This window comes from Xanthomonas fragariae, assembly GCF_900183975.1.
Taxonomy (GTDB): domain Bacteria; phylum Pseudomonadota; class Gammaproteobacteria; order Xanthomonadales; family Xanthomonadaceae; genus Xanthomonas; species Xanthomonas fragariae.
The window spans coordinates 3,608,625-3,631,610 of the sequence record NZ_LT853882.1; the positions used below are offsets into that span (position 1 = coordinate 3,608,625).

At 61.9% G+C, this 22,986-nt stretch carries 18 protein-coding genes and 10 pseudogenes; 15 read left to right on the forward strand and 13 right to left on the reverse strand.

Going from position 1 to position 22,986, the window contains the following annotated elements:
• The first annotated feature begins 226 nt into the window (after positions 1-226).
• From PD885_RS16750 to PD885_RS16760, 3 genes and pseudogenes are all read left to right on the forward strand, one after another.
• Positions 227-1,498, forward strand: a complete 1,272-nt coding sequence (locus tag PD885_RS16750; RefSeq protein WP_002804834.1) for a pyridoxal phosphate-dependent aminotransferase — start codon at positions 227-229, stop codon at positions 1,496-1,498.
• Positions 1,495-2,142: pseudogene (locus PD885_RS16755) on the forward strand (SGNH/GDSL hydrolase family protein); the annotation flags it as partial. The gene PD885_RS16750 and the pseudogene PD885_RS16755, both read left to right, overlap by 4 nt.
• Before the next feature lie 293 nt (positions 2,143-2,435).
• The gene (locus PD885_RS16760; RefSeq protein ID WP_002804830.1) at positions 2,436-3,107 is read left to right on the forward strand and encodes a methyltransferase; all 672 of its coding nucleotides are present in this window, start codon (positions 2,436-2,438) and stop codon (positions 3,105-3,107) included.
• Positions 3,108-3,365: 258 nt separating this feature from the next.
• Here the strand turns inward: PD885_RS16760 and PD885_RS16765 are convergent, their stop codons facing one another.
• Entirely contained in the window at positions 3,366-4,157 is a 792-nt protein-coding gene (locus PD885_RS16765; RefSeq protein ID WP_172402134.1) for a polysaccharide deacetylase family protein, read from the reverse strand.
• Between the two features lie 45 nt (positions 4,158-4,202).
• Here PD885_RS16765 and grxD point away from each other — a divergent pair, with 45 nt between their 5' ends.
• Positions 4,203-5,129, forward strand: a complete 927-nt coding sequence (gene grxD, locus PD885_RS16770) for a Grx4 family monothiol glutaredoxin (RefSeq protein WP_002804828.1) — start codon at positions 4,203-4,205, stop codon at positions 5,127-5,129.
• A gap of 126 nt (positions 5,130-5,255) precedes the next feature.
• Here the strand turns inward: grxD and PD885_RS16775 are convergent.
• Together PD885_RS16775 and PD885_RS16780 are read right to left on the reverse strand one after the other, a co-directional pair.
• Positions 5,256-6,381: pseudogene (locus tag PD885_RS16775) on the reverse strand (IS3 family transposase).
• Between the two features lie 68 nt (positions 6,382-6,449).
• Positions 6,450-7,004 (reverse strand): annotated as a pseudogene (locus PD885_RS16780) (transposase); the annotation flags it as partial.
• A 337-nt stretch (positions 7,005-7,341) separates the two neighbouring features.
• On the opposite strand from PD885_RS16780, the gene PD885_RS16785 reads away from it, so the two are divergent.
• The 3 genes from PD885_RS16785 to PD885_RS16795 all read left to right on the forward strand — a co-directional run bounded on the left by PD885_RS16785 (position 7,342) and on the right by PD885_RS16795 (position 8,457).
• Positions 7,342-7,794, forward strand: a complete 453-nt coding sequence (locus PD885_RS16785; protein ID WP_231892746.1) for a hypothetical protein — start codon at positions 7,342-7,344, stop codon at positions 7,792-7,794.
• Positions 7,791-7,994: a hypothetical protein gene (locus tag PD885_RS16790; RefSeq protein ID WP_002804825.1), complete on the forward strand. Its 204-nt coding sequence runs from the start codon at positions 7,791-7,793 to the stop codon at positions 7,992-7,994. The genes PD885_RS16785 and PD885_RS16790 overlap by 4 nt, the downstream gene beginning before the upstream one ends.
• A 106-nt stretch (positions 7,995-8,100) precedes the next feature.
• Entirely contained in the window at positions 8,101-8,457 is a 357-nt protein-coding gene (locus tag PD885_RS16795) for a hypothetical protein (RefSeq protein WP_088057005.1), read from the forward strand.
• A 424-nt stretch (positions 8,458-8,881) separates the two neighbouring features.
• Here PD885_RS16795 and PD885_RS16800 read toward each other — a convergent pair whose 3' ends face one another.
• Positions 8,882-9,688, reverse strand: a complete 807-nt coding sequence (locus PD885_RS16800; RefSeq protein ID WP_002801519.1) for an IS5 family transposase — start codon at positions 9,686-9,688, stop codon at positions 8,882-8,884.
• 196 nt (positions 9,689-9,884) lie between these two features.
• On the opposite strand from PD885_RS16800, the gene PD885_RS16805 reads away from it, so the two are divergent.
• Together PD885_RS16805 and PD885_RS16810 are read left to right on the forward strand one after the other, a co-directional pair.
• Entirely contained in the window at positions 9,885-10,829 is a 945-nt protein-coding gene (locus PD885_RS16805; RefSeq protein ID WP_145954041.1) for a 3'-5' exonuclease, read from the forward strand.
• Between the two features lie 242 nt (positions 10,830-11,071).
• Positions 11,072-12,234, forward strand: a pseudogene (locus PD885_RS16810) (IS5 family transposase); the annotation flags it as partial.
• 81 nt (positions 12,235-12,315) lie between these two features.
• Here the strand turns inward: PD885_RS16810 and PD885_RS16815 are convergent.
• Complete coding sequence (locus PD885_RS16815) at positions 12,316-12,903, reverse strand: DUF924 family protein (RefSeq protein ID WP_323193886.1); 588 nt, start codon at positions 12,901-12,903, stop codon at positions 12,316-12,318.
• A 43-nt stretch (positions 12,904-12,946) separates the two neighbouring features.
• On the opposite strand from PD885_RS16815, the pseudogene PD885_RS16820 reads away from it, so the two are divergent.
• Both PD885_RS16820 and PD885_RS16825 read left to right on the forward strand, forming a co-directional pair.
• A pseudogene (locus PD885_RS16820) lies at positions 12,947-13,229 on the forward strand (amidohydrolase); the annotation flags it as partial.
• A gap of 61 nt (positions 13,230-13,290) precedes the next feature.
• Positions 13,291-13,634, forward strand: a pseudogene (locus PD885_RS16825) (transposase); the annotation flags it as partial.
• A 208-nt stretch (positions 13,635-13,842) separates the two neighbouring features.
• On the opposite strand, the gene PD885_RS16830 reads toward PD885_RS16825, so the two are convergent.
• A complete protein-coding gene (locus PD885_RS16830) occupies positions 13,843-14,658 on the reverse strand; it encodes a GH12 family glycosyl hydrolase domain-containing protein (protein WP_002804815.1) in 816 nt (271 codons plus the stop codon).
• 265 nt (positions 14,659-14,923) lie between these two features.
• On the opposite strand from PD885_RS16830, the pseudogene PD885_RS16835 reads away from it, so the two are divergent.
• Both PD885_RS16835 and PD885_RS16840 read left to right on the forward strand, forming a co-directional pair.
• Positions 14,924-15,162, forward strand: a pseudogene (locus PD885_RS16835) (DegV family protein); the annotation flags it as partial.
• A gap of 65 nt (positions 15,163-15,227) precedes the next feature.
• A complete protein-coding gene (locus tag PD885_RS16840; protein ID WP_002804813.1) occupies positions 15,228-15,566 on the forward strand; it encodes a hypothetical protein in 339 nt (112 codons plus the stop codon).
• A gap of 107 nt (positions 15,567-15,673) precedes the next feature.
• Here the strand turns inward: PD885_RS16840 and fghA are convergent, their stop codons facing one another.
• The 7 genes and pseudogenes from fghA to PD885_RS22200 all read right to left on the reverse strand — a co-directional run bounded on the left by fghA (position 15,674) and on the right by PD885_RS22200 (position 22,215).
• The gene (fghA, locus tag PD885_RS16845; RefSeq protein ID WP_002804812.1) at positions 15,674-16,504 is read right to left on the reverse strand and encodes an S-formylglutathione hydrolase; all 831 of its coding nucleotides are present in this window, start codon (positions 16,502-16,504) and stop codon (positions 15,674-15,676) included.
• A gap of 57 nt (positions 16,505-16,561) precedes the next feature.
• Positions 16,562-16,675: a hypothetical protein gene (locus PD885_RS22195; protein ID WP_002804811.1), complete on the reverse strand. Its 114-nt coding sequence runs from the start codon at positions 16,673-16,675 to the stop codon at positions 16,562-16,564.
• 24 nt (positions 16,676-16,699) lie between these two features.
• Positions 16,700-16,813, reverse strand: a pseudogene (locus PD885_RS22820) (S-(hydroxymethyl)glutathione synthase); the annotation flags it as partial.
• Positions 16,814-16,885: 72 nt separating this feature from the next.
• Positions 16,886-17,995: an S-(hydroxymethyl)glutathione dehydrogenase/class III alcohol dehydrogenase gene (locus PD885_RS16855; RefSeq protein ID WP_002804810.1), complete on the reverse strand. Its 1,110-nt coding sequence runs from the start codon at positions 17,993-17,995 to the stop codon at positions 16,886-16,888.
• A 66-nt stretch (positions 17,996-18,061) separates the two neighbouring features.
• A complete protein-coding gene (locus tag PD885_RS16860) occupies positions 18,062-18,337 on the reverse strand; it encodes a metal/formaldehyde-sensitive transcriptional repressor (RefSeq protein WP_002804809.1) in 276 nt (91 codons plus the stop codon).
• 299 nt (positions 18,338-18,636) lie between these two features.
• Complete coding sequence (locus PD885_RS16865) at positions 18,637-21,135, reverse strand: PAS domain S-box protein (RefSeq protein WP_231895754.1); 2,499 nt, start codon at positions 21,133-21,135, stop codon at positions 18,637-18,639.
• A 36-nt stretch (positions 21,136-21,171) separates the two neighbouring features.
• Entirely contained in the window at positions 21,172-22,215 is a 1,044-nt protein-coding gene (locus PD885_RS22200; protein ID WP_231895755.1) for a PAS domain S-box protein, read from the reverse strand.
• Positions 22,216-22,428: 213 nt separating this feature from the next.
• Between PD885_RS22200 and PD885_RS22825 the strand changes: the two are divergent.
• Both PD885_RS22825 and PD885_RS16870 read left to right on the forward strand, forming a co-directional pair.
• Positions 22,429-22,491 (forward strand): annotated as a pseudogene (locus tag PD885_RS22825) (hypothetical protein); the annotation flags it as partial.
• 28 nt (positions 22,492-22,519) lie between these two features.
• A pseudogene (locus PD885_RS16870) lies at positions 22,520-22,913 on the forward strand (IS30 family transposase); the annotation flags it as partial.
• Between the last annotated feature and the right edge of the window lie 73 nt (positions 22,914-22,986).

Below are 22,986 nucleotides of genomic sequence, written 5' to 3' on the forward strand. Positions count from 1 at the left end.
GAAACAGTCAATCAGTCAATCCCCCGACGACGATCAATTTTCTCAATCGCGCGTCTCTCAGGCTGAGACGCCATCACTCACTCGGGTGCAGGGTGTCCAGAATTTGGCACTTCCCACCAGACGGTGAAGATCTGCCAGCGGCTTGACATCGTTGCCGATGCAAGCATGCCCGCCTGTCATATTTCCGCTACCATGCCAAGTCTCACGCCTACAAACGGCCCGCCGCATGTCCACTGCCCCGCAAAAGCCGCTCGCCATCCGCGAGCGTCTGTCCGAAGTCCGCTACGAAATTCGCGGCGAGCTGGCGCGGCGAGCGCGGGAGTTGGAGGCGCAGGGGCGCAAGTTGATCAAGCTCAATATCGGCAACCCGGGTGCGTTCGGGTTCCGTGCGCCGGAGCATCTGCAGCGCGCGATCGCCGACGACATGGGCCGCACCGATCCGTACACCCATCAGCAAGGCCTGCCCGAAGCGCGCGAGGCGATCGCGTCGGCGTATTCGCGGCGCCAGCATCCAGATGCGCATCCAGACCGCATCTTCATCGGTAATGGTGTCAGCGAGCTGATCGATCTGTCGCTGCGCGCGTTGCTCAATCCCGGCGACGAAGTGCTGGTGCCCTCGCCCGACTACCCGCTGTGGTCGGCGGCGACCATCCTCAACGACGGCCGCCCGGTGTATTACCGCTGCGCGCCGGAGAATGGCTTCCAACCGGACCCGGTGGAAATCGAGACGCTGGTGTCCTCGCGCACCCGCGCCATCGTGCTGATCAACCCGAACAACCCCAGCGGCGCCAGTTATTCGCGCGAGTTGCTGGAGCGCATCGTGGCGACCGCCACCAAACACAACCTGTTGCTAATGGTCGATGAGATCTACGACCAAGTGCTGTACGACGATGCCGGGTTCGTGCCGGTCGCGCCGCTATCGGGTGCGCATCCATGCATTACCTTCAGTGGCCTGAGCAAAGTGCATCGCGCCTGCGGTTGGCGCGTGGGTTGGGCGCTGCTGTCTGGCGAGCAGTCGCGCATCAACGATCTGCGCAACGCGATGGATCTGTTAGGCGCCTTACGCCTGTGCGCCAACGTGCCGGGCCAGTACGCCATCGATGCGGCAGTGAACGGGCCGGACACCATCTCGGCACTGTGCGCACCCGGTGGCCGCTTGTACGAAACCCGCCGCGCGGTGATCGACGCTTGTGAGGCCAGCGCGCATCTGTCGCTGGTGGCCCCGGCCGGGGCGCTGTACGCGTTTCCTGCGGTAGTCGGCCCGGCGGCACGCAATTTCGACGACCATGCATTTGCGCTCGACCTGATGAATGAGGAAGGCGTGTTGGTGGTGCCCGGCTCCAGTTTCAACGTGCCGTATCGCCACCACTTCCGCGTGACCTTGCTGCCGGAAGCGTCGGTAATGCGCGATGTATTCGCACGTATCGACCGCGCACTGGCACGGCGCGCCGACGCGGTGACCAAGGTGGTGCCGCTCAAGTCGCGCAGCGTGGCGTGACGGCGGCGCTCGGCACGCCGCTGCGCTATCTGGCGCTCGGCGATTCCTACACCATCGGCGAAGGCGTTGCGCTGTCGCAACGCTGGCCCGCGCAATTGGTCGATGGCTTGCGTGCCCACGGTTGGAACGTTGCGCCGCCGCAGATCATTGCCTCCACCGGCTGGACCATCGACGAGTTGCAGGCCGGCATCGATACGGCTGCACCGCACGGGCCGTTCGATCTGGTGAGTTTGCTGATCGGTGTCAACAATCAATACCGTGGGCGCTCGCTGGACGAGTACCGCAGCCAGTTCGATAACGTGTTGCAGCGCGCGATCGCGTTCGCAGGTGGCCACGCAGCGCGCGTGTTCGTGTTGTCGATGCCCGATTGGGGGCTGACGCCGTTTGCGCGTGCGCAAAGCGCCGATGAGGCGCTGATCGCCGCGCAGATCGATGCCTTCAACAGCGTGGCTGCCGACCGCTGCGCCGAACGTGCCGTGCGCTTTGTCGACATTACCGCTACCAGTCGCGATGGCGGCGACGCGGCGGATATGTTGGTCGACGACGGCCTGCATCCTTCCGGTGCGATGTACGCACGTTGGGCAACGCTGGCACTGCCTGCGGCGCGCGATGCGCTAGGGGCTGTGAGAACTGTGGACACGATTGCGCGAACCGCGGCAGTGCCAGTCCGCACGATGCATGCCACCTTGCCTGGCTCCGACGTGGCTAGCGAGACCGGATCCCGCAGGTACAGCGCAGACGTCGATCGCGCGACACTTGGACGTCGCAACACGCACGATTTCGGAACAACGGCAAAGAGCAGCACTGTTGCCTGCGCATCATCGCACTGCAAAACAGCCAACCGGGCCTAGCCCAATCGTGTCATCAGGCCCTAAGCTAGCCGCGCTCTACGCCTCACTGCCAAGGAACGACACTGCACAGCACCGCCACCCAACCCATGAGCCGCGCGCAGGCGCTGGCAATCGCGCGCGCGTTTTTGCCACCGCATCCGTTGGGCAATCGCTACGACTATTACTACACGCAGGCCAAGCTGCGCACCGACCCGCTGTATCCGGGCGTGTTGGCCGAGCTACGTGGTACTTCTGCACCGGTGCTGGATCTGGGCTGCGGGCTGGGCCTGCTCGCGCATGCATTACGCGCCGATGGGCAAACGCTGGAGTATTGCGGGGTGGATGTGGATGCATCCAAGATCCGCCGCGCGCAACACATCGCGCAGCGTTCGGCGCTGGGTAACACGCAATTCGCCGTGGTCGACCTGAGTGTGGCGTGGCCGCAGCATCGCGGCAGCGTGACCATCCTGGACGTGCTGCAATATCTGCAAGCCGACAGGCAGGCTAGTCTGCTGCGCAGCGTGGCGGCCATGCTGACGCCGGGGGCCAAGCTGGTGATGCGGAGTGCATTAGGCGATACCAGCAACCGCGGTCGCACCAGCCGGGTGACCGACGTGTTAGCGCACCTGAGCGGCTGGATGCAACGTATGCCGCGCAGCTATCCCACCCGCGACAGTCTGCAATCACACCTGGATGCCGCTGGTTTGCGTGCTACGTTTGCGCCGCTGTATGGCAATACGCCGTTCAACAATTGGTTGATTGTGGCCGAACCGCGTTAAAGCGTACGTGCAACGTGTTTACGTCGATCTAGAGCGATAGAAAACGGCTGCGCATCACTAGGGAGGCTCTGGACAATTCTTCCATGAGCTTTCAATCAAAAAATGAGGCGATCGCCGCTATGCGTAATTGCCTGATTTTCAGCATGGACGATCGTCGCGTTTGAGCAAAATTCCAAGAGCGGCTAACAATAGATCTGTGCGCCACGCACGCTGCTGACGGCGGCAATTGGCGTCTGTTTGGTCGCTTTGTCGGCGTTTTCAGTCCGGCCGCCGCCCCATCAACCCGCGCGTCTGCATCGCTTCCAGCACGCCGCGCAAGATTGAGAGTGTGTGGCCGTGCGCGGCGCCTTCGTGTAACAGCACGATCGCGCCGGGGCGCAGGTCGCGCACGATGCGTGCCACGGTGGCATCCGGCTCGCAGCGCACGCCGTCGAAACCGCGCGCGCTCCACGCCACGCGGGTCAGCCCATGCGCACGCAGCGGCGAGGCGACGAAGGGATTGGTCATGCCGACCACCGAGCGATATAGCCGTGGCGCTTGCCCGGTGATGGTCGCCAGCAAGCGCTGCGCCTGGCCGATTTCCTGCGCCATGCGGCGCGGCCCCAACGCCCAGAACCAGGCTTGCGGATGCGTGTGGCTGTGGTTGCCGACGCCATGCCCGCGACGCATGATCTCGCGCACCAGTTCGGGCCGCTGCTCGGCGCGTACGCCGACCACGAAGAACGTCGCCTTGGCGTCATAGGCGTCCAGCAGCTCGAGGATGGCCAACGTGTCGTCAGAGGGGCCATCGTCGATGGTCAGCCACACCTGCGGCGCGCTGCCCGGCAGGCGTGCCAGCACCGGCGCGTACAGACGCGCACGCGGCAGGAACACCGGCACCACAAACAGCACATGCGACAACAGCAGCGCTGGTACGCCCCAGACCCAGCCTGACTGCCACCACAGCAGCGCGACCGCTACCTGCGAGAGGGCCAGCAGGCCGACCCAACGGTACGGGTGCGAGGGGGTGCGATACAGCGTTTCCAGCGTGGTCATGCCGCATGATGCCATGCGGCGTAGAATGCTCGGACTCCACGATCTGACCAAAGTGCTGCCATGTCCCTTGATCCCGCCCTGCGTTCCCGCATCGATACGCTGCTGCAATCCAGCCGCGTGGTGCTCTTCATGAAAGGCCAGCCCGGCATGCCGCAGTGCGGTTTTTCGGCCAAGGCGGTCGGCGTGCTGGATGGTCTGGGCATCGACTATGCCCACGTCAACGTGCTGGCCGACCAGGAAATCCGCGAGGGCATCAAGGCTTACGGCGACTGGCCGACCATTCCGCAGCTGTATGTGGACGGCGAGCTGATTGGCGGCAGCGACATCATCCTGCAGATGGCCGACAGCGGCGAGTTGAGCGGCATGCTCGGCCTGCAGGCGCCAGATCGCAGCCCGCCCAAGATCACCATCACTCCGGCGGCGATCGAGATGCTCAAGGGCGCATTGGCCGAGGCGCCGGATGCTTCGCTGACGTTGGCCATCGATGCCAATTTCCAGCCGAACTTCCAGCTGGCACCGACCAACCCCAACGCCATCGCGGCTGAAACCAACGGTCTGCGCGTGCAGTTCGATCTGGCCAGCGCGCGCCGCGCCGACGGCATCACCATCGATTGGGTGGACGACATCCGTGGCCGCGGCTTGTCCATCGACAACCCCAATGCGCCCAAGCCAGTGCAGGAGCTGTCGGTGCGCGATGCCGACGACCGCCTCAAGGCCGGCACGCTGACCCTGGTGGATGTGCGCCCGGCCGACGAGCGCGCACTGGCCACGGTCGCTGCACCCTTCCGCACGCTGGACGCACACGAACGCGCTGCCATCGAACAGTTGCCCAAGGACACCCCGCTGGCGTTTCTGTGCCACCTCGGCGGCCGCAGCCTGCAGGCGGCCGAGCACTTCCGCGGGCTGGGCTTCAGCAACGTCTACAACGTCACCGGCGGCATCGACGCGTGGTCGGACGAGGTGGACAACGGGGTCGCAAAGTACTGAGCAAAAACGCACCGCACCGGTGTCACCAGCGTGGCGACGTTGAAACGGGCGCTCCAGTGAGCGCTCGTTTTTTTGTTGCACACGTTTCTTGTTGCGACGTCCCCCCGCCCTGAGTAGCGGCCGGGTTTAGAGTCCGGGCCTGATGATATCGGTGTTTGCCAGATGTTGGGCATAAGCGGCCGGCGTCATGCCGCCGATTGCTTTCTTGGGTCGGTCCTCGTTGTATTCGCATCGCCAACGTTCGATCTCGGTGCGTGCATGCAGCAGTGTTGGGAACCAGTGCTCGTTGAGGCATTCGTCGCCTAGTCGGCCGTTGAACGATTCGACGTAGGCGTTCTGGTTCGGTTTGCCCGGCTGGATGAGCCGTAGCTGCACACCACGGGCGTGCGCCCAGGCGACCATCGCCCTGCCGCAAAACTCCTTGCCGTTGTGCCCCGAGGGCAGGCTTCGCGCTCAGTGCGGATCACCTGCGGCAAACCGCGACTGTGTGCCAGTCGGTCCAGCACGCGCGCAACGCCGCGTCCCGAGATCGCGCGCTCCACGTCGATGGCGACCGCTTCGTGGGTTGCGTCTTCCACGATCACCAGACACTTGGTCACCCGGCCTTCGGCGGTGCGGTCGAACACGAAGTCCATCGACCACACCTGGTTGGCCTGCGATGGCCGCAACAATGGTTGGCGCTCGCCCACCGGCACCTTCTTGCGCCTGCGGCGCCGGACCTGCAGCTGCTGTTCGCGGTACAACCGCTCCACACGCTTTTAGTTCACGACGCGTCCTTCCTGACGAAGTTTGAGATAGATCATCCCCACGCCATAGCGGCGATGGCAATGCGCCAGCGCAAGAATGCGCTCGCGTAGCTCAACGTTGCGGTCTTCGCGCGGGCGATAGCGCAGCGCACTGGCGCTCATGCCGATCGCCGCCAAGGCGCGACGCTCGCTGGCACCGCACCCGATCCACTCGCGCACCAGCGCACGACGCGCCAGTGCGCTCACCACTTTTTTCGCAGTGCATCCTTGATCAGGTCGTTTTCGAACAGCTGCTCGGCCAACAACTTCTTCAGCCGCGCGTTTTCGGACTCAAGGTCCTTGAGTCGCTTGGCATCGGGCACGCTCATCCCGCCGAACTTGCTGCGCCACAGGTAGTACGAGGCCTCACTGAAGCCATGGCGCCGGCACAGGTCTTTGATCGCCACGCCTGCTTCGGCCTCACGCAGGAAGCCAATGATCTGCTCTTCGGTAAAGCGCTTCTTCACGTCCAATCTCCTCGGGGTAGGGAATTGGACTCCAAACTGAGGCGCTACTCAAAATTGGGGGGACGTCGCCGCTTGGCCAGTAACACCAGCTTCTTGCGTGCCACCTCCAGCAAACGGCTGTCGGTCGGATAGGCGATCGCCTTTTCCTGCACCGTGGTGTCCACGATAACCCGCGACAACTCGCGTGCGTCCACCGCCTGCATGGCATGTGCGGCGTTGATGGTGTGCGCCAGCAGCTCTTCCATCCCGGCCTCACCCAGGCGCTGCCGCCAGCGCGTCAGCGAGCTGGCATCGCACGGCAAACGCGTCTGGAACACGACCTCACCGGTGAAGAACTGCCAGTACGGATTCTCCAGCCAACGCTCGCACACCGCTTCATCGGACAGGTCGTAGGCGTGTTTGAGGTAGAGCAAACCGGCAATCAGCCGCACCGGCAATGCCGGCCGACCGCCACCGGCCTGGGTGGCCGGCAAGCGCGATGAAAGTGCTTGCTCCAATGCCGTCCACGGCATCCGTTGGCTCAGCCGCGCCAGCGGATGACGCAGATCGATCTGGTTCTCCAGCCGCGAACGAAACAACTCGTCGGCAGGCATGTGCTCGGCAGCAGGACGGCGTGTACGCATGGGCGGAAATTGCAAGAAACCAGCCTTCAGCGTAGCGAACACTGGTAGTTCTGGCACGCCGGTGCAGACATCAAGGCCTTGCGGTCGTTGGGTGGTTGGGGTTTTTCAGGGGCGACTCTTTATTCACGGAGCACAGTAGCGCCGATATTTGAAATCCCATATCGGTGGGAATCTACGGTTGCCGGCCCCGGGACCATTGGTTGCTCAACCCGGGGGCGCCTGAGCAGCGCCAGGCCGGCATCACTTGAGCGCGCAGCAGGCTATCAGGTTGCCACCGATGTGACGCCTGTCCGGCAATGACGGACGAGTTTATCCATAATCCGATTTTTGCCAATTGATGAGAAAAATCATGGAACGATGCCCAACCCAGCCATCCTGGTTCGCCTACTACAAGGAAAACATGGAGGCCCTAGGCCTCGCCGCGCCGGGCCTCTACGGCTCCGGCACTGCGATTGTGGGGAGTATCAGCGCCATGCTCACCTTGGCAGAGAAGATGGGGCCCAAAGTGACGGTGCTTGAACTCGTCAAGGCCGGCACCAAGGTGGAACTCGCCACGACGATCGGCGCGCTGGGCGCTTCCTGGTATCTGGGCGCCGCGGTAGGCAGCGCCGCGGTGGCCGCGGGCCGGACCCTGTCCTGCGGCACCAGCCTGGTCGACGTCCTGGCCTACTCCAGCCGCAATGGTCTGAGCAGCGACCGCGTCCGCAGCATCCTGATTGCCCACCCTGAGATCTACGATTACAAGCGCCCGGGTCGTCGTTACTACGCTTCCCTGGCAGCCGCAGCATGAGCGGCAAGGCGAAGGACGGAGCGCTGTTGTTGATTGTGGGCCTGATGGTCTCGGCGATCGCCTGGGCAGCCTCCCACTACATGGGTGAGGCTGCGATCTGGGTCTGGTCGGGCCTAATGATCTTCGGCCTCATCCTGCACAGTTTCGAGAAGCGCCGGAAGGCTGCTAAGGGTCCGCCCAGTGATCAGGTAGGTCACTGAGCGATCGCGCGGCGAAGTTACTGCAATCGAGGCTGCCAGCCCCCGACACTGCGGCGCTGGGATCGCAAAGGTTGAACATGCTGAAACACTCATTCAGGACACCGCGATGCCCACAGTCGTCCCCGTCTACTTCGGATCCCCCGCAGCCGCGCAGCTTGCCGATGACCTGCGCGAGCATGGCGTGGTCGCCGTGGACACCATGCGCACTGCGGCGCGCCAGCGCGCCGCCGAAGTTGAGCGGGAGTTGGGGCTGCCATCGGTTTTAGAGGACGAAGGCGAGTTCCTGCTGCACCTCTCGTGCGTAGTCGAGCCGGCGATGGAGATCGGCTCCATTGACTATTACGTCTACCCGCGCGCCTTTGAGCGGGACGCCATGGATGCCCGGAGAATGGTCGAGGCTGCTATGCGGCAGTGGCACTCTGCAGGTGAGCCCAGCCGCTTCGCGGCCAAGCTCAATATTTGAAACAACCGGCGTGGGCCTCACAGAGCGCTGGGCACCCCTCTGATAGCGGAAATCCAATATATCAGCCACGCCGGACCTGGAGTCTGCGGTCGTCCACTCCCGCGGCGAACGGTGCAGACCTACATCCCGATCCTGGCAAAGTCGCGCAACAGATCGCGTTTGTCTAGAACTCGACCGATGGCACTGCTCATTTCTCCGAGACGGTCGCAAGAGCGGGGGAGCAATGATTTCGCCCGCTATGTGTAAGGGCTATGATGCGCGGGTGCGACTTCCAAAAAAGGATATATGTACGAAAAGCCAACCAACTGGACACTCATCGGCGACGGAACCGGACACCGCCGCCAAATGAACTGAATGCGAGCGCCAGAAGCGCTGGACAGCGCAGCCAGTATTCACTTCCCGGACTTGGCCGCCTTAGAGCGTGTTATGAACTTTGAAAGAGGGTGGCTGCATTTCCAAGCATCAGGATCGTGAAGACGACGAAGTGCAAACCGGCCAAGGTTTCCGGCAATCGCTCGTAGTCGCGTGCCAGCCGTCTGAAACGATTGGCCCATCCGAAGCTGCGCTCGACAACCCAACGGCGCGGCAGCAAGACAAAGCCTTTTTTCGCTTCTTGCAGCTTGATCACGTGCAACTCAATGCCTTCTTCCGTGGCCGCCTGCGCCGGTTCTTGACCGGTGTAGCCCTGATCAACAAAGGCGATCTTGACCGTTTCACCGGTCACGTGTTGTACCTCTTGTGCCAACGATCGGACTTGCGCGCGCTCCTGCTCATTAGCCGGCGTCACCTGGACAGCGAGCAGATGTCCAAGCGTATCGACGGCCATGTGTACCTTGCTGCCTTTCTTGCGTTTATAGCCATCGTATCCAGCACGCGGCCCGCTTTCGCAGGTGGACTGCAGCGTGCGAGCATCGAAAATGACCGCGCTCGGCTGGCCTTTTTTCCCTTGCGCCACACGCAAGAGTGAGCGCAGATCACTGACCATGGCCTCAAAGCAGCCCGCTTGCAGCCAGCGCTGTGTTTGCTGATACACCGCTTCCCAGGGCGGAAAATCGTTGGGAAGCAATCGCCATGGTGCGCCGGCGCGCGCGATCCACCGCAGTGCGTTGAACATCGCGCGTAGCTCATACTTGCGCTGCGGTGCCTGCACGTCCATCAGCGTCAAATAGGGAGCCGCAAAGGCCCATTCTTCGTCGGAAATATCGGTGGAATAAGGCTTACGAGGCTTCATCCGTATACGTTAGCGTGACAAGGGCAAAGTTCATAACACGCTCTAAACACCGCCATGGTTCAACTGGCGATCTGTCCCCTGTAGAGTTTGAAGGCGCTACGCGCAACGAGGTCGTGAGTGTCTACGGAACCCTGGACGTATCAAATCCGCCCACGATTAAATTGGCTTTCAGAAAATTAATGTTCAGGAGGATTCGATGTTTGAGGTACTGCGAAAGCTGTTTCGACGCTCGGCGACAACGCCCATTGCTGTAGCCACCACTCCGGCCACCCCAACGTTATCCTCAACTCCCGCTGCTTTACCAGCGACGAACTCAGTTCCCCCTATCTTCGTGGACACTGAAACCACAGGTTTGAATCAGGATGGCAGGGATGAAATTTTGGAAATTGCAATTGTCAATGCCGACGGCACCATCTTGCTTAACACACTGGTGCGTCCGGCGCGAAATACCGCTTGGCCAGAAGCTCAGGCCATTCATGGGATCAGCCCGCAGGATGTGATCAGTGCTCCCAGTTGGAGCGAATTATTGCCAAAGATCGCTTCGATCTGCGCCGGTAAAACGGTCGTATTCTACAACGCCCCCTTTGATACGAGCTTCTTCCCTACTGGCTTTTTCCCACATGTAGACTGTGCCATGCGTAGTTATAGCGAAGTTCATCCTGGCCATAGCGGCTGGGTGAAGCTCTCGGATGCCGCTGCGGAATCGGGACATGCATCAACAACAGGGGCGTTCCACCGCGCGCTTGAGGACGCTCTCGCCTGCCGCCACATCTGGCTATTCGGTATTCCGGTTCTGAAAAAAACCTATCCACCACTGACCAATCCGCGAATCAGTGCCGAACTGGCCTTGGAAGCGGGTGGCCGCATACCCCTGGTGTTTAAAACGCTATTCATAGATCAACTTCGGTTTGTAGCCATCAATGACGTCTGCGTACTCTGGACTAAAGATGACCGCGAGGAGATCAATGTCTATCGCCGAGGCACCCTGGGAGGCAGGGGAAAGATTGCAGCCCTGTCCAAAGCGGACAATCCGGAAATAGCCAAGTCTCTAGCGACAGGCTGGAAAATCGAGATGGGGCTAAGAGAGCGCAGTAACGATGTACTGACGTTCGAGGTCTCCATTTATCGACCAGTCTATTGAAACCACAGCAAAAAGTAGGCTCTGTGGGCGGTACTAGGGATTCCGCCGAATGGGGAGATCCGCAACCGGGATGAGGTAATCATCCTTGCACCTCGGGCGCTTAGCCAGTTTTTGGCCCTGGACGTAATGAGTCGCCCCTGAAAAACCCCAACCACCCAACGACCGCAAGGCCTTGATGTCTGCACCGGCGTGCCAGAACTACCAGTGTTCGCTACGCTGAAGGCTGGTTTCTTGTTCCGCCCATGCGTACACGCCGTCCTGCTGCCGAAGACATGCCTGCCGACGAGTTGTTTCGTTCGCGGCTGGAGAACCAGATCGATCTGCGTCATCCGCTGGCGCGGCTGAGCCAACAGATGCCGTGGACGGCGTTGGAGCAAGCACTTTCATCGCGCTTGCCGGCCACCCAGGCCGGTGGCGGTCGGCCGGCATTGCCGGTGCGGCTGATTGCCGGTTTGCTCTACCTCAAACACGCCTACGACCTGTCCGATGAAACGGTGTGCGAGCGTTGGCTGGAGAATCCGTACTGGCAGTTCTTCACTGGCGAGGTCGTGTTCCAGACGCGTTTGCCGTGCGATGCCAGCGCGCTGACGCGCTGGCGGTAGCGCCTGGGTGAGGCCGGGATGGAAGAGCTGTTGGCGCACACCATCAACGCCGCGCATGCGATGCAGGCGGTGGACGCACGCGAGTTGTCGCGGGTGATCGTGGACACCACGGTGCAGGAAAAGGCGATCGCCTATCCGACCGACAGCCGTTTGCTGGAGGTGGCACGCAAGAAGCTGGTGTTACTGGCCAAGCGGCACAGCATCGGATTGCGGCAGAGCTACGCGCGGCAAGGCCCGGCCCTGAGCCGCAAGGCAGGTCGGTATGCGCATGCGTGCCAGTTCAAGCGGATGCGGCGCGTCCTGCGACGTCAACGCACAGTGCTGGGACGGCTCGTGCGCGACATCCAACGCAAACTCGATCAGGTAAACACCGGCGTGCGCGAGCGCATCGCTGTCTGGCTGGAACGTGCGCAACGGCTGTACACGCAGCGTCCGAAGGACAAACAAAAACTCTACGCATTGCATGCCCCGGAAGTGGAATGCATCGGCAAGGGCAAGGCGCGTCAAGCGTACGAATTCGGCGTCAAGGTCGGCATTGCGGTCACCGCCTGCAAGGGATTGGTCGTGGGTGCGCGCAGCTTCCCGGGCAACCCGTACGACGGCGATACCTTGGCCGAGCAGCTGGAGCAGACACGCGGGTTGCTGCAGGATGTGAGCGTAGAACCGACGGTGGCGATTTGCGTCGCTGCAGGCTGAAAGGTGCACAAGGCGATGCGCTGCACGTGCTCGGCTGCGCGGCCGGCTACAACCTGCGCTGGCTGCTGCGCTGGATCGCGTTTTTGCGTGCCTGGATGCGGGCGATGGGATGGTCATCCTTGAGCGCCGTGCCGCTGTCACCGACGGCACTTGGCGCTTGGCGCTTGAAGGGGATTTTTCAGGGACGACTAACCAGCAAATCCACCTTCATCGAGAAACTGCTGTTCCTCGCCAGTGGTCTCGCGGCCCAGCACTGCATTGCGATGCGGAAAGCGTCCGAAGCGCTGGATGATGCGCCGATGCTCTACGGCCCAGTGCGTGGTGTCTGCCTCGTCCAGCGCGGTGATCAGCTGCACCGCGCGCGTCTGCTCGTCCAATGTTTCGGCGTGCTCGAACGGCAAGTAGAAAAACAATCGCAATTGTGCGGACACCTGCTGATCGAAGCCGCTGGCGACTGCCTGCTTGGCATAGCGCAACGCCAAGCCGTCGGTGGCATACGCGTGCGCGCTGCCACGGAAGGCATTGCGCGGAAATTGATCGAGCAGGATCAACAGGGCAAGCGCATCTTCGGCACGTTCCATCCAGTGCGCGTATTCGCCGCGTGCGGCGGCGAAATGCTGTTCGCCGAAATGCTGACGAAAGTTAGCGTCGAATGCATCGTTGTGCGTGAACCAGCGGGCGGACCCGGCCAGCTCCCAGAAAGCCAATACCACATCGGCCTGTTTGTTGCGCTCTGATTTGGCAATCATCGACGTTTCCCCTGACAAATACGGCATAGCATGCACCGCCGAATGTGATGAGGCTGCTGGCATGGGCCGCCTAGCACCCGGTCCGGTGTTGGTCCAGCACGCTACGGCTCAACGGTACCGGCCAGCGGCTTGACGATGCCGACGTGTTGCTGCACGACGGCAAGGTAGCCGCGGTCGGTCGCGCACTCGAAACGCCAGCGGATGTGCGCCGCATCGGCGGCACTGGCAAGTGGGTGAGTCCCGGCATCATCGACGCGCACTCGTATCCGGGCGTGTATCCCAGCCCCGGCGTCAGTGCGCACAGCGATGGCAACGAAATGACCGCGCCGGTAAAACCGAAGGTGTGGGCCGAGAAGGCGGCTTCAACTCTGGATCGCAACACCAACGTTTGTGAAGTGATCAAGGCGACCTGACATGAGCGACTTCACCACGAATGTGGAGTTGCTCAGGTCAACCAGCCGGCTGGACCTGTCAGAACGAGACCGTCTGCATGCCTTGTATGAAAGCGGCATGTCGATGCATGCCATCGCCAGTGCATTGGAGCGCGCGCGCAGCACGATCAGCCGCGAACTGCGCCGCAATCAGCACGCTCGGCAATATCTGCCAGATTATGCGCAGCGCATCAGTGAGCGACGGCGCGCGCAGGCCAGCCAGCGTCCACACATCGACGCTGAGGCATCGCCCAGATGGAGGTCTTGCTGAATGAGGACTTCAGTCCGGAACAGATTGCCGGTCGCGCCGGATTGGCCAGTCACGAATGAATCTATCGACACATTGATGCCGACAACGGTAAGCAGTTCGCCAATCATCTGCTCATTAACCTCTTGGAGTGGCTGACAAGCTTTCGCGAGTGAGTAACAGGCCGTCGCGAGCGATGCAGGAATCGGCGTGTTCGTTTTGCTGCACGCTGATTTCGAACACCGCCCGCACCAGCCTTTCAGCTAAGCGGCAGGTGGAGCGCCATGCTTACTGCGCATCCAGCGTGGCGCTCACCTTTACCCAGCCATTGCCGCGTACCACTTCGAAGCCGGCTTCGGCCGCGTGCAGATACATGCTGTTGTTGTAGCGGCCATCCTTGGACCGATTGGCCTGCAACCAGTTGAGGAAAGGCTTGGCATCCACGTTGAGGCTGCCGCTGGTCTTGAGCGTGGCCTGGCCGGCAGTGCCGGTCGGGATGAAGGTGTAGACGTAGTAGCCGGCACCGGAATTGAGGCCTTCCCATAAATCGAAGGTTCGCCCGCTGGCGTTGATCACTTTGCTCGCAGTCAGCGTGCCGATCGGCCAGGAATTGTGGTCGCCCCAGATCATCACTTCCAGCTGCGGGTTACCCTTGGCCGCATCCCGGCGGAAGAAGATGTCGTGGGCAAAATCGCCGGCCAGGTTGGTGCCGCCTGCGCTGTAGCTGAACTTGAGCGGGATCTTGCTCAGCGAAGAAATCTGCCGCGGAAACAGCGTGTCGCTGGTCGAGTTCCAGTCGTAATGCCAGCCACGCACGATCGCCGGATAGCCGTAAAGGTTGTAGTCGGCGAAATTGAAGGTGACGGTCAACTCCGGCGTGCTACCAGTGCCGAAGGTGCCCTGGATGATGTTGTCGGGATCATTGAAATTGTTCACCCACGCGTAGTGGTTGCCGAAGATCTTATAAGGCCCGGCCAGCGCCGCCGGTGCGGCTGCCACCAGACTGACTGCCAGCGCTGCTTTCCACCAGCGCGATGCGCGCCGCCGTGTGGTGGGCGCCTGCACGCCGGTCTGAATGAGGTTGCTGGATTGGCTGTTGTGCATATTGACTCTCCGTGTGGTTCAGCGCGGCGGCACCGGTGCGGTGTCGTCGAGATCCGCTTTGCAGCGGTCGCGTCGGACCCTAGCAGGGGCGTTGCGACAGGAGCTATAGCGATTCCGACAGGCCTGCCAGCGGTGCGCAATAGCGGGCGCCACCTTGCAAGGCAAGCGTGCGCCCGTCCTCAATTGGTGACCGTTATCGGCGTTTGGCGGCATGTACCATTCAGAAATGCAAGGGCGCGAGGTAAGGGGATGGGGCATAGCCACAAGCGTAGGGATGATCGGCGCCGCGCCAGACAGCGTAGCGGATATCGAACCAGCGCTGCGCGCCTACCGCAACGTCACCGAGCGGTGGCCAGGCTCATGGGCTTCGAGCCGCCGGCCGAAACGCTGTCCGGCTTTAACGTGCGCAAGATTGGCGAGGGCGTGATGACGCCCACCATATGCGTGGACCACGGCGGCGAGCTTGCCGAGTTGCATGCCCTGCCCGGCTACACTGCTTTGCAGACGGAGCTCTCACCGCCGCTGTACTAACGTGCCGGCGTCATCCACATCCACCAGAGTCTTCGCCCATGCCTGTCAACTATTCGATCAGCCTGCCCGACCCCAAGCTCGCCCGCGGCGGCGAGCCGAGCGTGAGCTTCAGCGCCCACGGTGCCGACGCCTTTGCCGAACAGTTGCAGGCCGCCCTGCGTGATCCGTCCTGGTTCGATCGCTGGCGCCAGTTGCAGGCCAACCCGGACGCAGTCGACCCGAGGCTGGGAGTGACCGATCCGTCGGCCACGGTGACCGGTAAGCAGGGCGACCTACGTATCGATCTGGTTGCCATCACCAGCATTCCTGGCGAGCTGCTCAAGCAGCGCATGCAGGTGCTGGCCGGACATCATTGGGAATTGCGCGACGTGCATTGAATCCTGCCGCCGCCGCGCGCGCCGCGCGGCGGCACGTCTGCTACTGCACCCTGCACCCTGCACCCTGCACTCAGTCCTACGCATTTCAACGACGCACTCAACCAAGATCAACCACGCAATGCGGCAGCGTGATGCGCAATGTGCTCGCCGATAAAACTGGCGATGAAGTAATAACTGTGGTCATAACCTGGCTGCAGTCGCGCAGTGATCGGGTAACCAGCGGCCTTCGCCGCATCTTCGAACAACCAGGTTTTCAGCTGGTTTTCAAGAAATTCGTCAGCGTCGCCCTGATCGATCAACAGTGGCAAGCGCTCCTGCGCCTGTGTGATCAGCGCATTGGCATCGTAGGCTTTCCACGTTGCACGATCCGGCCCCAGATACTGGCCAAACGCTTTCTCACCCCATGGCACTTGGCTGGGCGCGAGAATCGGCGAGAACGCCGAGACGCTGCGATAGCGTCCCGGATTCTTCAAGGCGATGATCAAGGCGCCATGCCCACCCATCGAATGGCCGCTGATCGCCCGCGTACCGGTGGTGGCGAAATGGGCTTCGATCAACGCCGGTAATTCTTTCACCACATAGTCGTACATGCGGTAATGCGCCGCCCACGGCTGTTCGGTGGCGTCCACGTAGAAGCCAGCGCCCTTGCCGATGTCGTTGCCGTCCGCATCGGCCACATCGTCGCCACGCGGGCTGGTGTCGGGCGCAACAAGAATCACGCCATGCTCGGCCGCATAGCGCTGCGCACCGGCCTTGCTGATGAAGTTCTGTTCGGTGCAGGTCAGGCCGCTGAGCCAGTACAGCACCGGCAACCGGCCATCGGCCGCTTGCGGCGGCAGATACACACCCACCTGCATGCTGCAGTTCAAGGTCTGCGACTGATGCCGGTAGACATCTTGCCAGCCGCCGAAACAAGCGCGGTGTTCGATACGTTCCATGAGATTCCTTCGATATAACCTGCGGCAGACAGTGCATGCCGGCCGTAGGGTTGGCGATCAGTGCAGCAGGCCCTTCTTGCGCTCTGCATTGGTAGCCAGTGCGTCCATCAATCCCGGCGACAGGCAGTCGTGCAGGATCGGGCCTAACGCGTTGATGCGCGCGCATGCCATCCATCTGCTCCGGCGGCGTGTCGGTACCGTCATTTTGTCGCTGGCGCAGTGACATTCAAGGGCTCCCCCTTGAAAACTTTTTGCACCTCCACGCGCAACACCGCTGTCTACCGAAGGATGTATCGACACGCTTGTCATCATGCCCCTCCCGGAGGATCGATCGGGTACCGCGTGCGCGGGAGCGGCCGCGCGCCGAGCCCGGCCGTACGGTCAGAAATGAATCACGGTGCGGATCGACTTGCCTTCGTGCATTAGGTGGAAGGCTTCGTTGATCTCTTCCAGTGGCATCGTGTGGGTGATGAACGGATCGAGATCGATCTCGCCCTGCATCGATTGCTCCACCATGCTTGGCAATTGTGTACGTCCTTTGACGCCACCAAAGGCCGACCCGCGCCACACCCGGCCGGTCACCAGCTGGAACGGCCGGGTGCTGATCTCCTGGCCTGCACCGGCCACGCCAATGATGACGCTCTCGCCCCAGCCCTTGTGGCAACACTCCAACGCCGAACGCATCACGTTGACGTTGCCGATGCACTCGAAGCTGAAATCCACGCCGCCGTCGGTCAACTCGACGATGACTTCCTGGATCGGCTTGTCGTCATCCTTCGGGTTGATGCAATCGGTGGCGCCCATGCTGCGGGCCAGATCGAACTTGCCCGGGTTGGTGTCGATGGCCAGGATGCGCCCGGCCCTGGCCTGCACCGCGCCCTGGATCACCGCCAAGCCAATGCCGCCCAGGCCGAACACCGCCACGCTATCGCCCGGCTTGACCTTGGCGGTGTTGTGCACGGCGCCAATGCCGGTGGTGACGCCGCAACCGAGCAGGCAGACCTTTTCCAGCGGCGCTGCCGGGTTCACAACGGCCAGCGAAATCTCCGGCACAACGGTGTATTCGCTGAAGGTGCTGCAGCCCATGTAGTGGTAGATCGGCTCGCCGTCGTAAGAAAAGCGCGTGGTGCCGTCGGGCATCAACCCCTTGCCCTGGGTAGCACGCACGGCTTGGCACAGATTGGTCTTGCCGGACAGACAGAATTTGCACTTGCGACATTCGGCGGTGTACAGCGGAATCACGTGGTCGCCGACCTTGACGCTGGTCACGCCATCGCCGATTTCTTCGACGATGCCGCCACCCTCATGGCCCAGCACGGACGGGAAAATGCCTTCCGGATCGTCGCCGGACAGCGTAAAAGCATCGGTGTGGCACACGCCAGTGTGGGTGATGCGGACCAGCACTTCGCCAGCCTTGGGCGGTGCGACGTCGATCTCGACAATTTCCAGCGGCTTGCCGGGTCCGAACGCGACTGCTGCACGGGATTTCATTTGATGGCGCTCCTGACGATGCGGTTCAAGGACGGGCACGGCATGCGCCGACGACCCGGTGGGAGTTCATTTGAGGTAGGAACGTACCAAGCCAAGCAACGCCTGCACCCGTTCGGCGCGTTGGGCATCGGAGGCGGCGGCATGCCCGAGGTCTTCTCGGATATGCGCCTCAAGCACCTGCGACATCAGCCCATTGACAGCCCCCCGGATCGCGGCGATCTGCTGCAAGACAGGTGCACAGTCTGCGCCCGCCTCCAGTGCACGCTCAAGCGCATCGCACTGCCCGCGCAGGCGACGCACGCGCGCTAGCGCTCGCTTTTTCTCCTGCGGCGAATGCGGCATGACGGCTCCGGCCAGATACTGGGGGGCAGTATATGGATTCAAACGGAAAAAGCGATGGGCGAGGTTGCCGGATGCAGCACCGGTTGGTTGTGCAGGGCAATGAGATGCGTATGCGTGCAGCGCGTGAGGACAAACCTGGCGAGCGGGTAACCTGCCTCACTGGGAACGCCGACATCCCGATGTTGGAGATCGCCGAATCGCAGGCCCGGCCCCCGCCGACGACCTTGCTACAGGTGACGCCGCGCTACAGTGGCGTTGCGAATCGGGGCAGCGGCTTCAGGGAAACCAAGCAACCACGTCTACCCATCATCCTCATCCATACGCATGCTTTCCGACACCGGCAGTTCGATCGTGCAGCGCACGCCGTCCGGCCCCAGCACATAGGTGGTGTCGGCCTGCAACTGATACGGCAGCGCGCGTTCGATCAACTCGCGGCCATAACCCGAGCCTTGCGGGGTGACCCCAGGCGTCGGCATCGACACGCCGGTCTCGTTCCATTCGATGCGCAAGCGCGTTCTGTTGCTGGTGCGCAGCAGGCACCAACGTACCTGTAGTCGGCCGTTGGGTTGTGCCAGCGCACCGTATTTGTTGGCGTTGGTCGCCAGCTCATGCAAAGCCAGCGCAAAGGTCTGCACGGTGCTGGAGCGCAGCCGCACGCCACTGGGTCCATCCAGCACCACCCGATCGCCGCGACCCTGCGCATCGATCGCACCCATGGCCGAAAGCTCGACGTCAATCAACTCATCGAACAGGATGCGATCTCCCTCGTTCAAACGCGATAGCAGCCCCTGCACACGTGCCAATGCGTCCAGGCGGTCGTTGTAGATCAACGCCAACTCAGCGATATTTTTGCTGCTGCGTTGCGTGCGATTGAAGACAACGCGTACCACGCCCATCAAGTTGCGCGTGCGATGTTGCAGCTCGGCCAGCAGCACCTGCTGGCGATCTTCCCATTGCCGGCGCCGGGTAACGTTCTGTCCGATCTTGAGATAGCCCAGCGGCTCGTCGCTGCCATCGCGCAGCGGCCGTGTTGCGTCTTCGATAAACACGCGGCGGCCGCTCTTGCATTGATGCCAGCGGATATTCGATGCAACCCCGGTGTAGCGCGCTTGTTCAAGCTCGCGTTGCGGTACTCCCGTCAGGCGGTCTTCGGCAACGAATGTCATCGCCACGTCCTGACCCACTGCTTCTTCAGCGGTCCAGCCGAACACCGCTTCGGCACCCGGCGGCCAGGTCTGGATGTGCCCGGTCGTGTCGGTGGTAAAGATCGCGTAGTCGAGCGCGTTCTCCAGAATCAGGTGATGGCGCTCTTCGTTGTCGAGCAGCGCGCTCTGTGCACGTGCCCGTTCCACCGAGACCCAGGTGCGCTCGGCGGTTTCTTCGACCAGCCGGATCTCCCCGGCAGTCCAATCGCGCGCAGTGCGCTGATTGACGACAAAGGTGGCAGCCAACTGTCCTTGCCTGATCAGCGGCACCACGATCAGCGCGCCGATCTCGTTGCCAAGATAGGTCGCACGCTGGTCGTCTGGCAGCGCCAGATCAGCGGCAGTGTCGCGTACCACCCAGGTGCGTGCGTCGATCAACCAGGGCATCGGCCAGTCGGACAGCGCAACGCGGCGCGCGTGACTGGTTTCGCCGGGTTGATGCCAGTCGCGCTCGACTACGTATTGTTTTGCGTCGTCATCCACTTCCACGTAATAGGCGCGACCGGCATTCAAATGCTCGCCCAGCACACGCGCGGCTTTGCCCTGGATCGCTAACGGGTCGGCCAGCGGCCGTAACGCGTCGGAGAGTTTCAACAGGAACGCATTGCGAGTTTGCACTTCGTGCAGTGCCGCTTCGGCCAATTTGCGATCGGTGACATCAAGTACGAATTCGAAACCGGTGCCATCGGGCAACAGCTTGGAAGCAAATAGCGCCCAGCGTTGTCTTCCGTCCTTGCACAGATACTCACGTTCGTACGGTGTGGTGCCGCCCTTGGTCTTGAGTTCGTGGAAAGCGTGCGCAGACAATGCGCTCGATCCGGGCGGGGTCAGTTTCTGCCAGGTCAAGGCGCCTGCTTCGACATCCGCGCGGCTGTAACCGGTCATCTTCAAGAACGCATCGTTGGCATCGGTCATGCGACCGTCCATATTGAAGTAGGTTGCGCCAACGGTTTCGATGGTCAGCGCCGTGCGGAAACGCTCTTCGCTGGCACGCAGCTGTTCTTCGGCATGTTTTCTGTCGGTGATATCGCGAAAGTACACCGACATGCCGCCATCGCTGGTGGGATAAATGCTGATGTCGGCCCAATGCCCGCGTACCGGCGATGCCGCATCCACGCGCACCATCTGCCGCGTCTGCGCTGCCTGCAGATGCGCCTGATGCACCGCAGAGCCCAGCGTGTCGGGAAATTCATCCCACAGCACCTTGCCAAGCAAGTCTTTGCGCGGACGCGCCCACAGCGCTTCGGCCTGACGATTGATATAGGTAAAGCGCCACTGCGCATCCACACCGTAGAACGCATCGGAAATACTTTCCAGAATCTCGCGGTTACGCTCGGCCAGCCGCCACAGCTCCGATTGCACGCGCCGTTGTTCGGTCACCTCCTGCACGACAGTCAGCCCGCCGATCACCTTGTCGCCATCGCGTAACGCAACAGCGGTGACCCGCTGCCAGCGCTCTGTCTCGCCGTCGAGATGAAGAAAATCCATCGACAAGCTCACGTCCTCGCCCCGCAACGTGCGCGCGCCGGGGAAGTCCTGTTGCGCTACCGGCCGACCCTGCTGATCGAAGCCTTTCCACCGCCCGCCATGCACTTGGTCGTGCGACGGAATGCGCTCGCCGAGCTGATCTTACAGCTGCGGATTTTTATAGGTGAAGCGGCCCTCCAGATCGAACAAGCCCACCCCAAGGGGAACCTGATCGAGCACGTACGCCAGCCGCGCCTCGCTGTTACGCAGGCGCTCTTCGGCCTGTCTGCGTGCGGTGATGTCGACCGCCGTGCCCGACCATTCGGTAATGCGGCCATCTGCATCCAGCGCCGGCACCGCCTTGGTCGCAAGCCAGGCGATGGTGCCGTCTGCGCGGCGCACGCGATGCTCCAACACAATCGCGCTTTTGCTGTGGATGCCTGCGTCGATGTTGCGCTGCACCAGGCTTCGATCCTCTTCAGGAATGTAATCCATGATCCAGGAACGATTTGGGCTGACCGTATCGGCCAGAAACTCCTTCCCGGTCAGCGCTTGCATTTCGCCCCAGTCCGGGCTCATCCGATAATGTACTTCGGAACTCGCCAACGACAGCGCCACAAGCCGCGATTCGCTGGTGCGCAACGCACGCTCGGCGCGTTGGCGCTCGACATAGTCGGCAGCTGTCCATGCCAGCAGTTCCAGCAGCCTCAGCGCGTGCTCCGCCGGCTGATACGGCACGGTGAATTGGGTCCCCAGCAACCCCAACAAGACGCCGGCACGATTGAACAGCGGAGTGAATTGAGCAGCGCAAATACCACTACACAGCGCCGCCTCGCCATCCGGTGTGCCCTTGAGCGGGATAAAGTTGTCGACATCTTCGATCACCAACTGGCGCCGTTCGCGGCGCACGGTATCGCAAATCGCTTGAAATTGGTCCTCCAAGAACTGCTGCACGAACGGACTGCGTTCGTCGTGCCCGCGATACACCCGCAACTCCATGCCGCAGCTGTGCTCATCGACCAGCTGCAGGCAGCCGCACTCGGTGCGCGCAAATGCGCAAGCAAGCGCGGTGATTTCCTCCAGCGCGACACGCGAATCGACCTGCGCCGCCAGCTTTACCTGCAGCGCATGCAGCCGGCGCATGCCGTCCAATTCCTCGCTCAATGTGGCGGCGTTCTCCAGGCGTTCGCCAGGCGAATTCTTCATTTTGACCGGGTCTTTGCTGCGCAGACCATTGTCGATATCTCGCAATGAGTGAGCGACAACAGTGCGTGATAGGTAGCGAAGAGGTTGTCAGCAGCGTGCTCGACACACGCGTTAACAGCGGTGGCGGCTTCAACACTGGATCGCACCACCAACGGTTGTGACGTGGTCCAGGCAACCTGACCTGAGCGACTTCACCGCCAAGTGGAGTTGCTCATGTCATCCAGCCGCCTGGACCTTTCAGAAAGATACCGTCTGCATGCGTTGTACGAAACCGGCATGTCGATGCGTGCCATCGCCAGTGCATTGGAGCGCGCGCCCAGCACACGATCAGCCGCGAACTGCAACGCAATGCAACGCAACCAGCACGCTCGGCAGTCATGGAAAGGCCGTGGTGGTCAGCATGACCGAACCTCGCAGTCGCCTGCATCTGCTGGCCTACTCGCCTGACGGCACCGCCTGAGAACGTGCGCAACGCCATCGTCCAGCGGCTGGGCGGCCTACGCGCTGGGCGGCCTACGCCAGGCAGTGCACACCCTCACCGCCGACAACGGTAAGGAGTTCGCCAATCAAAGGAGTTCGCCGATCATCGGCTCATTGCTGCTTGCTTGCAGAGCGATTTCTATTTTGCAGATCCGTTTTGCGTAAGGCAGCGTGGCAGCAACGCTATCGCGCGCGCTAAACGTAGCGAGCAATGGCCATGAGATACAGACCGCGCGCAGCAACCGCAGCGGCCGGATAGAGCATGCGCCGGTACGCAGCAACCACTCCGGC